The sequence below is a fragment of the Flectobacillus major DSM 103 genome (genome assembly GCF_000427405.1).
Lineage (GTDB): Bacteria > Bacteroidota > Bacteroidia > Cytophagales > Spirosomataceae > Flectobacillus > Flectobacillus major.
This window is the reverse complement of sequence record NZ_KE386491.1, coordinates 4,945,217-4,960,672: the sequence shown is the minus strand read 5'-3', so window position 1 is coordinate 4,960,672 and position 15,456 is coordinate 4,945,217. Positions and strand designations below refer to the sequence as shown.

Genomic DNA, 15,456 nt, shown 5'->3' with positions numbered 1-15,456 from the left:
AAAATTGTTTTTCGACCGCCTTTTTTAGGTTAAATGACACTAGCCGCAAAGCATTGCGTCTCTACTGGTAAAAATCATATTCAAAAATAACCGCCATTCACTCAACTTGGCATAACTCATGTTTACAACAGCTATTTTTTTGTTTTAGCCTTTTCAACAACCGAAATCAGCCGTAAGTACTGCTCTGTTTCTAGTTTTTTATTAGCCAATATTTTAAAATTACTATCTACCAAAAACACATTCGGGAATGTAATTGTATTGTATTCGTTGGTAAAATCTACAAGGTTTTTCGAGTCATAGACATTGATAAATGGTTGTGTTTTAAAATCACGGATAAACTTACGCCATTCGTCTTTTTTGCGTTTATCGCCAGCAACTCCACTTGCCATGTATACTTTAACCCCCGCAGCCGCTAATTTGGGGTAATCTTTTACCAACTGCTTGGTGGTTTCCTGACAATGATGGCAATTAGGGTCATAAATCATCACCAAGGTATATTTTGATTTTATGGCATGCAAAGGCATTGGGCGGTCGAGGGTGTCGGTTAGAGGCATATTTTTGAGAATTTTGCCAATCAACACAGGTTTCATACGATACACATATTCAAAATTCTTTTTGATAGTCGACGAATCCCAAAGTACCTTGTCGCTAAGAATATATTTTTCGGCTACGTGCGTATAAATTCCTTCTTTACCCATAAAGTCGGATGCAATAAATTTTTGGGCAAATTTGCCTACTACATATTTACGTATTTCGGTTCTTGGAGGTGTTTTATCAATGATATAATCCGCAATTTGAATAACGGTATCGGGGTCGAACGAGCTTTCGAGTGTTTTGAGGTAATTGGCAAACAAGTTGCCTAAAAATGGCGTTCGTACCATACGCTCGTCGGACAAAGCTACATTATCAAAAAAATGTTTGAGGATGTACTCATTTCTTCTAACAGTATCTTTTACAGTAGATTTGGCTGGTAGCGGAGGCACTGGTACTTCGGTATTAATTTTTACGATATTGGCGGCAAACGAACCTTCGTATTTCTTCACAAAGTCTTTTTTGTATTGCTCTATTTCGGCTATCAACTGAGGGCGTTCGGCAGCAGATGCCTTGCCAATCTTGGTACCTTTTTCATTAACGGTTTTTAAGAACTCTGCAAACTTTTGGGTTTCGGAAGCACCTGTTACTTTAAAGTTGGCTATAAAATCGGCAGTATCAGTTTCGATAGTAAAAGATTGGTCATTCAACAAAAAATCGAATAACCGTCTATTATTTTGAACCAACAAATAATATCCTTTCATCAAAGGCTTGTTGCCCTCAAAAACAATTTTACCATTGGCATCAGCCTTGGCGGTATCTTGTACCAAATAACTATTTTCGTAGGTATTGACCAAATAGAACGTAGAATCTCGAACACCCTTGATACGAAACTCGATGCGATGCTGAGCCCATCCTGTTAGCGACACCATTACTATAAAGACAAGCGAAAGTATGTATTTCATTCGTGCGATTTGTTTGTTTAGAATAACGAAAATACAGAGAAAACCTTAAACAATTATGATAGTTTTTGGCTTTAACAAAAGATTAACAACGCTATTATTTTGGCAAAAAAGCTATTCTATTAACCACCCAATAGCATAGGGCTCGCTATTCATAATAGTTTTATCAAAAATATAACAGATACGCTTATCTCTTATTTTGCATTTTTAAAACAAAAAATAGGGCGTTTTTAGGTTCATCTTACCATTTAATAAACTATTATTTTTTTTGTCAATTACTTGATGAAAGCATTGTAAATTAGAGTAGAATTTAGTCTATTTAACATTTTTCCCTCAAGATGCCTATTCAAAAAGTAACAAAAGATGACATTCTTGTAAAGTCGTTAGAAGTGTTTCGCTCTAAGGGCTACCATAATACTTCAATGGCCGATTTGGCTTCTGCCGTGGGGCTTCTCAAAGGCAGCTTCTATCATTATTTTCTCAGCAAAGAAGAACTGATGAAAGAGGTACTCGAATCTATCGAAAGTAACCTTCGCCATCAAGTGTATCCTATTGCTTATCGGCATCATTTACCAGCCCAAAGGCGTATGGAATTATTTTTAAAACAGTTTTCAAAAGTAGTATTTAGTAAAGATGGAGGCTGTATTGTAGGTAACACTATTTTAGAAACTGCCAATCATTATCCTCCTTTTCAGAAAATCCTACAATCGCTTATCAACGAAATTACCAGTAGCCTAGCTCATCTTTATCAAGAAAACCACAGCCCCGAAATTGCTTTGAAACTAGCTCAACAAACTATCATGGAGTTTGAAGGTGCTGTCATGATGGCCAAATTGTACAGAGATGGCACTTATTATAAAGATTGTTACCTTCGGGCTATTAAAAGAATAGATGCTTAAATGCTTATGCTATGTCCGACTTCCGACTTAAAGTATTTCATGCTGTGGCTACACATTTGAGCTTTACTAAAGCCTCGAACGAGTTATTTATTACCCAACCTGCTGTCAGTAAAAATATCCAAGAATTAGAAAACCTGTTTGATATTCGTTTGTTTGAGCGAAAAGGTAATAAAATAGAGCTTACCCAAGCGGGTCAAATCTTACTAAGCCACACCGAACAAATTTTGTATATCTATAACAAAATAGATTTTGACCTCAGTATTCTCAAAAACACTTATGCTGGACAAATCCAATTAGGAGCTAGTACTACGATTGGGCAGTATGTGTTGCCCAAGGTTTTGGCCAAATTTTACCAGTCGTTTCCCGACATAAAGTTGTCGTTGCTTAACGATAATACTGAAAAAATAGAACAAGCCCTTATTGAACACAAAATTGAGTTGGGGATTGTAGAAGGTAAAACCCACAATAGTGATTTAAAATATCACCCTTTTATGCAAGACGAAATTGTGGCGGTGGCTTGTACCCAACAAAAGGTAGCTCTGAAAGACGAAATATCATTACAAGAATTGGCTCAGATTCCGATTGTTTGCCGAGAAAGAGGCTCAGGAACACTCGAAATTATCGAAAACAAACTTGCTCAACATAAAATCAAGTTATCGGACCTTTCGGTAGCCATGTATTTGGGAAGTACCGAAAGTATCAAAAACTTTCTGAGGCATAGCAATTGTATTGGTTTTCTTTCTATTCAGGCTATTGCCAAAGAACTGATTCAAGGCGAGTTTAAAGTGCTAGAAATACCCAACCTTACTATTGACCGTACGTTTTATTTTGTGCATCTTCAGGGCAAAGCCAGTGGTTTGGCCGAAACTTTTATCAAATTTACAATTCAACAGTATAACAAAAAGTTATAGCTTATAAGATTTTACCATTCGGCAAAATACGTTGCTCATACTACCTTTGGGCTATCAATATTATTCTGATAGTCTTATGAAAACAATCCAATATACCAGTAAAAGCCTTTTTTATCAAAAAATCTCATTTTTTGTCTTCCTTGCTATTTGTTTATCGCCACTTATCAACGCTCCTATTGCATTATTACTTGGTTTTATTTTGGCCAATACCATTGGCAATAGCTACGTGGCTATTCAGCACAAGGTATCGCAATATTTGTTACAAACTTCAGTTGTCGGTTTAGGATTTGGTATGCACCTCACTCAGGCATTTACCATCAGTCAGAAAGGATTTTCGCTTACGGTATTGTCTATTGCTATTACATTGGGAGGAGGTATTGTTTTAGGAAAAATACTGGGTATCGACAAAATCACGGCCTACCTGATAGCCTGTGGTACGGCTATTTGTGGCGGTAGTGCTATTGCGGCCATCAGTCCTGTAGTTCGTGCTAAAGAAAAGCAGATTTCGGTAGCATTAGGAACGATTTTTTTATTGAATACCATAGCTTTGTTGGTATTTCCAGCCATAGGTCAAAAACTGCATTTGAGTCAGGAGCAATTTGGTATGTGGTGTGCTATTGCTATTCACGACACCAGTTCGGTCGTAGGTGCAGCTTCAAAATATGGCAATGAAGCCCTTCAGATTGCTACCACAGTTAAGCTAACCCGAGCTTTATGGATTATTCCTGTAGCCTTGGCATCGGCCATTTTTATGAAAAGCGATACCCAAAAACTACCCGTACCTTATTTTATTTTTGCTTTTATTGGCGTGGTGGTTTGGCAACATTATTGTCCTATTGCCCCGATAATCGCAGGGGGAGCTAATATGCTAGCCAAAAAATGCCTGACCATTAGTTTGTTTTTTATAGGTACAAGCCTACACTATACCCTATTTCGGCACGTCGGGCTTCGCCCATTGTTGCAAGGTATTAGTCTTTGGGTTATAATTAGTACCCTAAGCCTCTGCTGGATTATGCTATAAATAAACGTACAGAGTTTTGAGAAGTATTCATTATTAGGCTGTTATTTCACCTAAAATCTTATATTTATTCTATACTTGCTCATTTGTGCAATCGTTTAATAGCTTAGGTAATTATGTGGGGTAAAAACAAAAAGCCCAGTCAAAATAACTGAGCTTCGGTATCATATATATAGAGTTCGGAATACGCTTATCGGTTTACTTAGCTTTAGGAGCTTCTTGTGTAATTTCTTTTACTACGCTTACAAGCTTGTCCATGTCCTTAATAGGCGTATAAATATGGGGTGTTACTCGTACACCTGCAATATTCTCCCAGGTTACTGGCGATGTATAAATACGTCCTTTTTTCATCAAAGCCCCATGCAACTCATTGGTGCTGAGCCCATCAACACTAAAAATGGTTATTGCACCCGAAAAGTTAGGTTTTAACGATGTTTGCGTTTTAAAATTAGGCAAGTCAATACACTTCTCTAGCCAATAGTTTTTAAGATATTGTAACCTTTTCTGAATCCGAAGTGTACCGATAGCATTATGAAAATTGACAGCATGACCTATGGCCATTTCGGCAGGAAACGAACGTGTACCCAATCCTTCAAACTTACGTATATCATCCTTCTTTGGATTGTCGGAAGGCGTATGAGTCCATATTTTTTTGATATTTTCTTTTTTTATCCACAACAAACCCGTCCCAAAAGGAGCACAAAGCCATTTATGAAGGCTTGCTCCTAGATAATCACAACCCAAATCTGGAATTTTAAAGGCCAACTGGGCAAAAGTATGGGCAGCATCTACTACTATTTGTATTGAAGGGTTTTTCTTTTTTACGGCATCTGAAATAGCCCTTACTGGCAAAACCTGCCCTGTCCAATTAATCATGTGGGTAATATGAACAATTTTGGTTTGGGGTGTTACCAAGTCTACATATCGTTTTACCATCAAATCGTTGTCTTCGCAAGGTAAGGGGTCATGATTCACAAATTTTAGGACAATTCCTTCTCTTTTTTCTCGTTGTCGCCATCCGTGTAGCATATTGGGGTAATCCTGCTTCGATAATATTACTTCGTCGCCCTTTTCTAAGTCTAGTCCTAGAATAATCGTATCTAGGGCTTCGGTGGCATTGCGATTCATGGCTATTTCGTCGGGCAAGCACCCAGCCAAATCGGCTAATTTACTACGAACAGCCTCTCGGTTTTCGTCCAAAATACGCCACATATAATACGTTGGAGCTTCGTTGCTTAGGCGAGTATAATGAAACAGCGCATCTTGCACCATGATAGGTTGTGGGCTTACCCCGGCATTGCTCATATTAATCAAATTGGGCGAAGCTGAAAATGATTGTTGTACATGAGCCCAAAAATCTTCGTCGGTAGTAACATCTTTTTGTGGAGCAACCTGAGCAATTTTTTCAAAATTTGACTGTGCCAAAGTACTAATCAGTGGTGCGGATGTAAGCACGCTCGAACTCAGCATCATCTGCTGAATAAAATTTCGTCTTTGCATAAATAGATAACGGTCTGTTGATATGAGGTAAGTAATAAATCTATTTTTTCAATAAAAATAAAAATTATCTCGATTATTCAACAATAATTGACTGTATTTTAAGCTAATAAGATAAACAAGCAAGTGGGTCAACATTGAGTTCTAGGCAGTTTTCCTTAGTCCACAAAGTTACAGAAATGTATATACGGAGTTTTATAGAAGAAATACTCAGGAGGTACTCGGCGCAAACTTGGAGTAGCTTTTGGTAATAGCCTATTCAATTGTAGCGAGGGTATTGCTTATACAAGGGCTGTAGGCTCAACAAAAAATCCTCGTATGGCAAGCCACACGAGGACACATAAAAGGGAAAACCTTAGTTGCTAGTTGTTGGCACGAGCTACCATCGAATCGTCGATATTTTGCTCGGAAACTACCTTGAACACAACTGTTCCGATACCTTTCCTAACAATACCGATTTTTTTAGCTGCTGCATAAGACAGGTCTAATGCTATTTTTTTTCGATGTGGGCCACGGTCGTTTACACGAACAATAGCCGTCTTACCATTGGATTTGTTGGTTACTTCCAACAACGTACCAAATGGTAGGCTACGATGTGCCGCAGTGAAGTCATTATTCTTGTAGCGTTCGCCACTTGTTGTTCTTCTGCCATTGAATTTTTTGGCATAAAACGACGCTTTTCCCTGAAATGACGTTTCATCTTTTGCTAAAACTGCTAGTGAAATTACACTGCATAGTATGAGCAAGAAAATGGATTTTACCATGTCGTTTTTTGGATGGTGGAATACAAAATTACGGTAAAACCCTGTTATTTACAAATTTGTAAAAGCACTAGAACTGCATAGCATTGTATTTTAACAATACAGAATTTACATTTTTGGATATACGATAGCGGGGGTAAGTCCTAAAAAAATGGGCTATCTTGCAGGATAGCCCATTTTTTTTGTTTCCTCCTCCAAACGAGAATGATTTATATTAAATAGAAAAAAAACAGCAAAAAAAATCTACCGAAGTATCAGTTTTAACATTTTTTAAGAAATAAAGCAGCCTTTGGGGCTAATATTTCCCCCTGATTGAAGCCTTAATTTCGGTATCGTACAAGGCTCTCAAAGCTGTATGAGTGGTAGTATTCAAGCTAGGTAATTGGGCGGCCTCCATGTTGGAAACTACTTGCGAAATTTTGGACGCCCCAGGTATAACCGTTGTTACGGCAGGATGGTCCAATATCCATCGAATCGACCACTGTGCTAAACGCTCGTCGGGCATAAGTTGTGCTATCTTTTCGGCAAACTCAACTCCTTTTTCAAAGGCTACTCCCGAAAAAGTTTCTCCTACATTGAAAGCCTCTCCATTGGCATTGTAATTTCGGTGGTCGGTTGGGGCAAAGGTTGTATTGGCCGAAAACCTTCCACTCAATAAACCACTCGCCAAAGGTACTCGTACAATTAAGGCCACTCCTTTTTCTTGGGCTTTGGCAAATAGTTCCTCGGCAATATGCTGTCGGAAAAGGTTAAATATAATCTGTAATGAAGCTATCCCGTCTTGTTCTAAGCACAATAAGCCCTCTTCGGCAGTTTCGACACTTACGCCCCAATAACGAATCAGCTCTTGTGCCTGAAGTTGGCGTAGATGCTCAAACACCTCTCCTTTTTGTAGCTCTTCGGTAGGAATACAATGTAACTGCTCTAGAAACAACTGCTCTTGTTGCAAATTGCGAAGCGAATCTTCTACATGCCTTTTGATATTATCATACGAAAAATTCTGAGGCCATCCATTGCCATTGTCGCCTCGTCTACCCAATTTGGTAGCAACAAACAATTCTTCCGAACGAGTTTTTAGGAATTTTCCTATTACTTGTTCACTTACTCCACTGCCATATACATCGGCGGTATCGATGAAGTTTCCTCCTAATTCTACAAATTTTTGCAAAATCTCGAAAGCACTTTCTTCCGACACATTGCCCCAATCGGCACTTCCTAGTTGCCATGTACCCAAGCCCACTTCCGAAATATTTACTGATTGAAATTGTCTCATATTGTTGGTTGTTTTAAAAAAATGACCTTGTTGAAGGATATTAATATTGTAATGACTAACAAATAAAATCGCCAGCTAATAACTAGCCTCTGTTTACAACATTCGTTAATACCGAGTAGCTAAAAGAAGTTGTAAACCGTTTTTTATTTGAACGAGAACCTACAAAGATGTTAAGGTAAAACGTACATTTTGAATATCTATTTAATACATAATACTTTGTTCTGTAACAATCCACCATTCTCCCAACTCCCAAAAAGTCAGTAATTCTGGAAACATACTGTAAAAATGACCGATATTTTCATGAAGCTAGGTTTATTTCCAGACATTTTTGCCGATTTTTTAGTTTGGATAGTTATTTGTGAATATACAAGTATTAGAAGTTGGGCAGCTTACTACCAAAAGTTATAAAAGTTACCAACTACTTAACCCAGATTCTTATTACGATGTTTTCATACGTAACTTATTCATACAATGAATTTTAATAAATACACCACCAAAACCCAAGAGATTATCCAGCAAGCTGCTAGCATTGCTTCGGGTAACGGTCAGCAGGCCATCGAAACGGGGCATTTGCTGAAAGCTATATTAGAAGAAGATACCAATACGTCCAGTTTTTTGTTAAAGAAAATGGGCGTAAATGAAAAATTACTCTTTACCAAATTAGATGCCCTTGTAAATGCCTATCCTAAGGTTTCGGGTGGTCAGCCTTATTTGGCCAACGACGGTGCGGCAGCCTTGAGTAAAGCCGAAAATCTACTCAAAGACTTTGGCGATGAGTATGTAAGTGTAGAACTCCTTTTATTAGGAATATTTTTAGGAAAAGACAACGTGGCCACTTTGCTCAAAGATAGTGGCTTCAAAGAAAATACGTTAAAAACAGCCATTAAAGAACTTAGAGGTAACACCAACGTGAAAGACCAAAATGCAGAAGCAACTTATCGTTCGTTAGAGCGATATGCTCGAAACCTTAACGAATTAGCCAAATCGGGCAAAATAGACCCTGTGATTGGGCGTGACGAAGAAATTAGGAGGGTTTTACAAATATTATCTCGCCGTACCAAAAACAACCCAATGCTTATTGGCGAACCAGGGGTTGGTAAAACGGCCATTGTGGAAGGCTTAGCCCAAAGAATTGTGCTTGGCGATGTTCCCGAAAACCTCAAAGACAAAACCATATATACCCTCGATATGGGTTTGTTGATTGCTGGAGCCAAATACAAAGGCGAGTTTGAAGAACGCCTAAAAGCTGTTATCAAGGAAGTAACCGATGCCGAAGGTGACATCGTATTATTTATCGACGAAATCCATACCTTGATTGGTGCAGGGGGCGGTGGCGATAGTGCCATGGATGCAGCCAATTTGCTCAAGCCAGCTTTGGCTCGTGGCGAATTACACGCTATTGGAGCTACAACTTTGAAAGAATACCAAAAGTATATCGAGAAAGATAAGGCTCTTGAACGTCGTTTTCAAGCCGTTACCGTCGACGAACCCGATGTTACCGATGCAATTTCTATCTTGAGGGGTATCAAAGAAAAATACGAACTCCACCACGGTGTTCGTATTCAGGACGATGCCGTTATTGCGGCTGTCGAACTTTCAAACCGCTATATTTCTGACCGCTTTTTACCCGATAAGGCTATCGACCTTATGGACGAAGCTGCAGCCAAAATGCGTATGGAAATAGATTCGGTTCCTGAAGAAATCGACGATTTGCAACGCAAAATTATGCAGTTTGAAATTGAACGTGAAGCTATTCGTCGTGAAAATAACAAAGAACGTGAAGGTATTATTAGTCGAGAATTGGCCGAACTAACCGAAAAGAAAAGCGGTTTGATGGCCAAATGGCAAGCCGAAAAATCGGTATTGGATAGCGTTAGAAAAGAAAAAGAGAATATCGATCGCCTCAAACTTGAAGCCGAACAAGCCGAACGTGCTGGCGATTATGGCAAAGTAGCCGAAATTAGATATGGAAAATTGATTGAAGCTGAAAACAAATTAAAGCAACTTCAAAATCCAAAATCAGAAGAGGTAACGATGCTACAAGAAGAAGTTACGGCCGAAAATATTGCTGAAGTAGTAGCCAAATGGACGGGGATTCCTGTGTCGAAAATGATGCGTGCCGAACAAGAAAAACTTCTTCACATGGAAGAAGAGCTCGGTCGTCGTGTAGCAGGGCAACAAGAAGCCATTGAGGCTATTTCAGATGCCGTTCGTCGCTCTCGTGCAGGTATGCAAGACCCTCGCCGTCCTATTGGTTCGTTTATTTTCTTAGGAACAACGGGTGTCGGAAAAACCGAATTGGCGAAGTCTTTGGCCGATTATCTGTTCAACGACGAAAACGCGATGGTACGAATAGATATGTCTGAATACCAAGAACGCCATGCGGTAAGCCGTCTGATTGGAGCACCTCCAGGCTATGTTGGCTATGATGAAGGTGGTCAATTAACCGAAGCGGTTCGTCGTAAACCTTATAGTGTTATTCTTTTGGACGAAATCGAAAAAGCTCATCCCGATGTTTGGAATATCTTGTTACAGGTATTGGACGATGGCCGCCTAACCGATAACAAAGGGCGTATTGCCAATTTCAAAAATACCATTATTATCATGACTTCTAATATTGGTAGCCATATTATCCAAGAAAAAATGGCTGAAATGGAAGGCTGGAACGACCAAATTGTGATGGACAAAGCCAAAGAAGAAGTACTGAGCTTGCTAAGACAAGTGGTAAGACCTGAGTTTTTGAACCGTGTTGATGAAATTGTGATGTTTGAACCTTTGTCGAAAGGTAATTTGCGTAAAATTGTTGAAATACAATTCAAACAAATCCAAGACCGTTTGAAGGAACAAGGTATTACACTAGAAGCCTCACCTGAAGCTTTGACCCTATTGGCCAACGAAGGCTACGACCCTACAATGGGTGCAAGACCTTTGAAAAGAGTTATGCAAAGAAGAATTCTGAACGAACTTTCAAAACAAATTCTTGGTCATTACGTCACCAAAGATTCAGTAGTAATGATGGATACAGGCGTAGATAATACCCTAACGTTTTCAAATATTGCTACAGAAGTAGAATAATAGTGGAGCAAATCAATGGGACACACGTTTTGAGGAAAAAGGTTGAGGAAGGTGTCCCTTGTTTTTTGATTCAAGAATATAAAAAAGGCTGTCTATTGTATTAGGTAGCCTTTTTGTTGCTAAAAAATTTTGGTAATCAGCAAGTCAAAAACTTCAATCAAAATCAAAATAATAATCACCCACTCTAGGCGAGTACTCTCACGGTTTTGCACTAAATCAGTAAATAGCATGAGGGTTTCTTGTACAATTTTGAGCTTGTAGTCTATATCCTGATAACGCATTTTTAGGTCGAAGGTCTTCTTTAGCCCTTTATCGATACGTTCTAAGTGTTCGTTTTCCCAAGCCTCTTCTGGCGAGTCAAAAATATACAGGTTGTCGATGATACTATTTTTAACATTGAGTGTTTTCCCAATAAACATCAATAATTCTTTTTGCGAGCTTTTCAGTTTACCATTTTGCTCTAGTTCGTCGGTCATCTGCTTGGTACTTGTCAGAATTTTGTAGGTCAATGCTTCATAATAATCTAAGGAAACCGACTGCCCAATATTCAGCATAATAATACGGATAGTGTCGTCGGTAAGCTCTGACACCGTAATCGAATTATACTTTAATACTACCGATACGGCGGTGTCGGTTTGTACATCAAAATCATCTTCAAACTTTTCCTCAACCAAGGCCTCGGCATAATTTTTGGCAAATTTCAAAAACTCACTTTTCTCCAAATCATTAAATCCTGCAAAAACCACTACACCATAGCTAAGCAAATAAAAATATTGCCCTTCTTCTCGTTTATAAAACAACTCTGAATTGTTATTCAAAGCTGGTTCGCTAGCATATTCTTGTTTAAATTTTTTGAGGTTTATCACCTCAGCAATTTGGTAAGCCTCTATTTTCATGGTTTTGAAAAATTACTTTGCAGGGTGGTCAGTTATTGAATGTGCTTATTTCTTTTTGGGCTTGCATTCCATACAATAGTCGGCAAGTTCCTGAATTTCTTGTAAGATTTGGTCGTGTGTCTTTTTAAGTTCTTCTGTATTTTGCCCCAAGTTGGTTGAACTCAAAATAAAGTTTTCTCTTTCCGACAGCTCTTTTTGGACTTCTTCTTGTGCTGCCACATAGAAATCACTATTAGAAAATGCCTTTTTTTGTTCAAATAATCGCTGTCTAAACTTACGAGCATACAGCTCGGTCAAATCAAAAATAGTTTGTGAATAGGCCAACAAATTTTGGGTAATATTGGCATCGGGAGCAACAATATAAGAGGTATTTTTGATAAAAACTGTTTTTACCTTGCTATTAAAATTCTTGGTCAGCATAAAAGATGCGGCACTCATCTGATAGCCAAAATCTATATTACAGCTTGCCCGACAGCCATAAATACTGTTGCTCGACGAAGGGGCTTTGGCTGCAAAATCAGTTAGCTTCAAAGGGCTTAATTCACTCCAAACAATGATATTTTGGGCTTTTGCTTGGCCAAGCACCAGTACAAAGAACAAAAGAATGGTATTTTTCATAAAGTTCACATTTTGTAATATTGGATGGTTAATTTACTAAATCTTTACGCTTAAAAGAAGCCTCAACTACGATTCTAACACAGTGTTAATACGCTCGTTATGCAATCGTTTATTCTAGGATTTTTTTCACTTCATTCAGTTTTAGTAAAGCCTCGATTGGTGACAGCGTATTGATATCTAGCTTTTTTAATAATTCTTGTATTTTTTCAAATTTGGGGTTGCTGGCTGCCTCAAAAATATTCATCTGAAAATTTTGTTTTGGCATTTCCTTGATGGTATTACGATGCTGCTCTTTCGAGCGATTTTTTTCTAATTCCGACAAAATTTCGTTTGCCCTAAACACCACACTTTGTGGCATCCCCGCCAACTGTGCCACATGAATCCCAAAACTATGTTCAGAGCCACCTTCGGTAAGTTTACGCATAAAGATGATTTTGTTACCCACTTCTTTTACCGAAACATTAAAATTTTTGATGCGTTTAAAATCGGTAGCAAGCTCGTTGAGCTCATGATAATGGGTTGCAAAAAGAGTTTTGGGTCTAAACTGGGCATGATTGTGGAGGTATTCGGCAATAGCCCAAGCAATCGACACACCGTCGTAAGTACTTGTACCTCGGCCAATTTCATCCATCAAAACCAAACTTCTATCAGACAAATTATTCAAGATACTAGCCGTTTCGGTCATTTCTACCATAAAAGTAGACTCACCTTTGCTAAGGTTGTCGCTTGCCCCAACACGAGTAAATATTTTATCGACAATACCAATTTCGGCCGTTTTGGCAGGTACAAAGCACCCAATCTGAGCCATCAGCACAATAAGGGCTGTTTGACGCAAAAGAGCCGATTTACCAGCCATATTGGGCCCTGTAATCACAATAATTTGTTGAGCAGTATCGTCCAAATACAAATCATTAGGCACATAGCTTTCGCCCAGAGGCAATTGTTGTTCAATTACAGGATGGCGCCCCTCCTGAATACTCAGGACTTTGCTATCTGAAATAGTGGGTTGAGCATAATTATTTTTCTCTGCAATTTTGGCAAAATTGGTTAGTACATCCAAAATAGCAATAATACGGGCATTTTGCTGAATTTGATGCACGTAGTCGTTGGCTACATTTACCAATTCATTAAAAATACGTTGTTCTATGACAAATATTTTATCTTCAGCATTCAGAATAGTCTCTTCATATTCTTTCAATTCTGGCGTAATATATCTTTCGGCATTTACCAATGTTTGTTTCCGAATCCAGTCGTTTGGTACTTTATCTTTATGGGCATTGGTTACTTCCAAATAATAGCCAAAAACCTTATTGAACGAGATTTTCAATGAAGTAATACCTGTGCGTTCAATTTCTCGGTTTTGGAGTTGAATCAAAAAGTCTTTTCCCGAATAAGCAATAGCCAATAGCCTGTCCAATTCTTCATCAACGCCCTCTCGAATCATGTTGCCCTGATTGGTTACAATAGGCACTTCGTCACGCAGCTCTTTTTCTATTTTTTCTAGCAAGAAGATACACGGGTTTAGCTGGTCGGCATATTTTTTCAGTACCTCTGCCCCTGCCCCACGCTTGCTTTCTTCTGAAAGCAGCAGTTGCCCGATTTGTTCTTTGATAGGAGCAATATTGAGCAAGGCCTTTTTGAGTTGCCCAAGTTCACGAGGATTGATACGACGAACCGCCACCTTAGAAATAAGGCGTTCTAAATCTCCAATTTGTTTAAGGTATTGTTGAAGAGCTTCACGTAGCTCGATATTCTTTTTGAAAAAAGCTACCGTATTTAAGCGTTCTTGAATCAAAGATTTTTCTTTGAGAGGCAATACTAGCCATTTTCTAAGCAACCGAGCCCCCATTGGCGTAGTTGTATTATCCAAAATCTGAATTAAAGGAACACCCCCTTCTTGCTGGGCAAATACCAATTCGAGATTGCGAATCGTAAATTTATCGAGCCAAACATATTTTTCCTCCTCTAGGCGGTTAATGCGAGCAATATGCCCGATTTCTTTATGTTCCGTTTCAGACAAATAGTGTAAAATTACCCCAGCGGCAATTACGCCTTCGGTAAGGTTTTCAACCCCAAAACCTTTTAACGAATTGGTTTTGAAATGATTTACCAACAAAGGATAGGTGAAATCATGGGTAAAAACCCACTCTTCTAAGGCAAAAGTATTGAATTTATCGCCAAATAAATTGGTAAATTCTTGGCGATGTTGCTTACAAAAAAGTACTTCGGAAGGCATAAATCCTTGCAAGAGTTTTTCGATATAAGCAGGGTTGCCTTGCGAGCAAAGGTATTCGCCCGTAGAGACATCCAGAAAAGATATACCTATTACTTCTTTGGAAAAATTAGAAAAACAAACCGATGCCAGATAATTATTTTGCTTGGTTTCTAAGACATTATCATTGAACGACACCCCAGGCGTTACCAATTCGGTGACACCTCGCTTTACAATACCTTTGGCTGTGGCTGGGTCTTCGAGCTGGTCACAAATGGCAACACGCTCGCCTGCACGCACCAGTTTGGGCAAGTATACATCCAACGAATGATGAGGAAAACCCGCCAAATGGTCATCGGCATTGCCATTATTTCGGCGTGTTAGCACAATTCCCAAAATTTTAGAAGCTCGCACCGCATCTTCCCCAAACGTTTCGTAGAAATCGCCAACCCTAAATAACAATAAAGCACCAGGATACTTGGTTTTGATTTGATTGTATTGTTTGGCTAGTGGTGTTTCGGTTGCTTTTTTTGCAGGTTTATCTTTATCAGTGTTGTTAGAAGGTCTTGCCATTATCAGTAATCTGTTAGTTGTTAATGAGCATTTGTCATGCCAATTGCCATCTTTTTTTCTATTTTTAGAAGGAAACACAAAAGTACGGCTTTTTACCGATTGGTCATGATGAATTCTATAGCTGAATTGTGCCATAGGCCGTAATTGTAAGATAATAGGGTATCTTATCATCATCTTTTACCTACTCGTGAATGATGTCTACACCCCAGTACTAAAATAGATAATAATGG

The 15,456-nt window shown here is 38.7% G+C and carries 11 protein-coding genes; 4 read left to right on the top strand and 7 right to left on the bottom strand.

The window, feature by feature from the left end; genetic code table 11:
* Positions 1-131: 131 nt before the first annotated feature.
* Entirely contained in the window at positions 132-1,496 is a 1,365-nt protein-coding gene (locus FLEMA_RS74680; protein ID WP_081681393.1) for a DUF4369 domain-containing protein, read from the bottom strand.
* A gap of 335 nt (positions 1,497-1,831) precedes the next feature.
* On the opposite strand from FLEMA_RS74680, the gene FLEMA_RS74675 reads away from it, so the two are divergent.
* From FLEMA_RS74675 to FLEMA_RS0158020, 3 genes are all read left to right on the top strand, one after another.
* A complete protein-coding gene (locus FLEMA_RS74675) occupies positions 1,832-2,392 on the top strand; it encodes a TetR/AcrR family transcriptional regulator (RefSeq protein ID WP_044173792.1) in 561 nt (186 codons plus the stop codon).
* Positions 2,393-2,403: 11 nt separating this feature from the next.
* The gene (locus FLEMA_RS0158025; RefSeq protein ID WP_026997378.1) at positions 2,404-3,303 is read left to right on the top strand and encodes a LysR family transcriptional regulator; all 900 of its coding nucleotides are present in this window, start codon (positions 2,404-2,406) and stop codon (positions 3,301-3,303) included.
* Between the two features lie 76 nt (positions 3,304-3,379).
* Positions 3,380-4,324, top strand: a complete 945-nt coding sequence (locus tag FLEMA_RS0158020; protein WP_026997377.1) for a YeiH family protein — start codon at positions 3,380-3,382, stop codon at positions 4,322-4,324.
* Between the two features lie 195 nt (positions 4,325-4,519).
* Here FLEMA_RS0158020 and FLEMA_RS74670 read toward each other — a convergent pair whose 3' ends face one another.
* The 3 genes from FLEMA_RS74670 to FLEMA_RS74660 all read right to left on the bottom strand — a co-directional run bounded on the left by FLEMA_RS74670 (position 4,520) and on the right by FLEMA_RS74660 (position 7,852).
* Positions 4,520-5,821, bottom strand: coding sequence for an aminotransferase class V-fold PLP-dependent enzyme (locus FLEMA_RS74670; RefSeq protein WP_044173789.1), 1,302 nt, complete (start codon positions 5,819-5,821; stop codon positions 4,520-4,522).
* A 359-nt stretch (positions 5,822-6,180) separates the two neighbouring features.
* Positions 6,181-6,582 carry a septal ring lytic transglycosylase RlpA family protein gene (locus tag FLEMA_RS74665; protein WP_044173788.1) on the bottom strand — a complete coding sequence of 134 codons (402 nt, stop codon included), beginning with the start codon at positions 6,580-6,582 and terminating at the stop codon, positions 6,181-6,183.
* A gap of 292 nt (positions 6,583-6,874) precedes the next feature.
* Positions 6,875-7,852: an aldo/keto reductase gene (locus FLEMA_RS74660; RefSeq protein WP_044173787.1), complete on the bottom strand. Its 978-nt coding sequence runs from the start codon at positions 7,850-7,852 to the stop codon at positions 6,875-6,877.
* Positions 7,853-8,323: 471 nt separating this feature from the next.
* Between FLEMA_RS74660 and clpB the strand changes: the two genes are divergently transcribed.
* On the top strand, positions 8,324-10,927 hold the full coding sequence (gene clpB / locus FLEMA_RS0157905; RefSeq protein ID WP_026997999.1) for an ATP-dependent chaperone ClpB: 2,604 nt from the start codon (positions 8,324-8,326) through the stop codon (positions 10,925-10,927).
* 119 nt (positions 10,928-11,046) lie between these two features.
* Here clpB and FLEMA_RS76660 read toward each other — a convergent pair whose 3' ends face one another.
* The 3 genes from FLEMA_RS76660 to mutS all read right to left on the bottom strand — a co-directional run bounded on the left by FLEMA_RS76660 (position 11,047) and on the right by mutS (position 15,226).
* Positions 11,047-11,823 carry an RMD1 family protein gene (locus FLEMA_RS76660; RefSeq protein ID WP_044173786.1) on the bottom strand — a complete coding sequence of 259 codons (777 nt, stop codon included), beginning with the start codon at positions 11,821-11,823 and terminating at the stop codon, positions 11,047-11,049.
* A gap of 45 nt (positions 11,824-11,868) precedes the next feature.
* A complete protein-coding gene (locus tag FLEMA_RS74650; protein WP_044173785.1) occupies positions 11,869-12,441 on the bottom strand; it encodes a hypothetical protein in 573 nt (190 codons plus the stop codon).
* 109 nt (positions 12,442-12,550) lie between these two features.
* Complete coding sequence (gene mutS, locus FLEMA_RS0157855; RefSeq protein ID WP_026997372.1) at positions 12,551-15,226, bottom strand: DNA mismatch repair protein MutS; 2,676 nt, start codon at positions 15,224-15,226, stop codon at positions 12,551-12,553.
* Between the last annotated feature and the right edge of the window lie 230 nt (positions 15,227-15,456).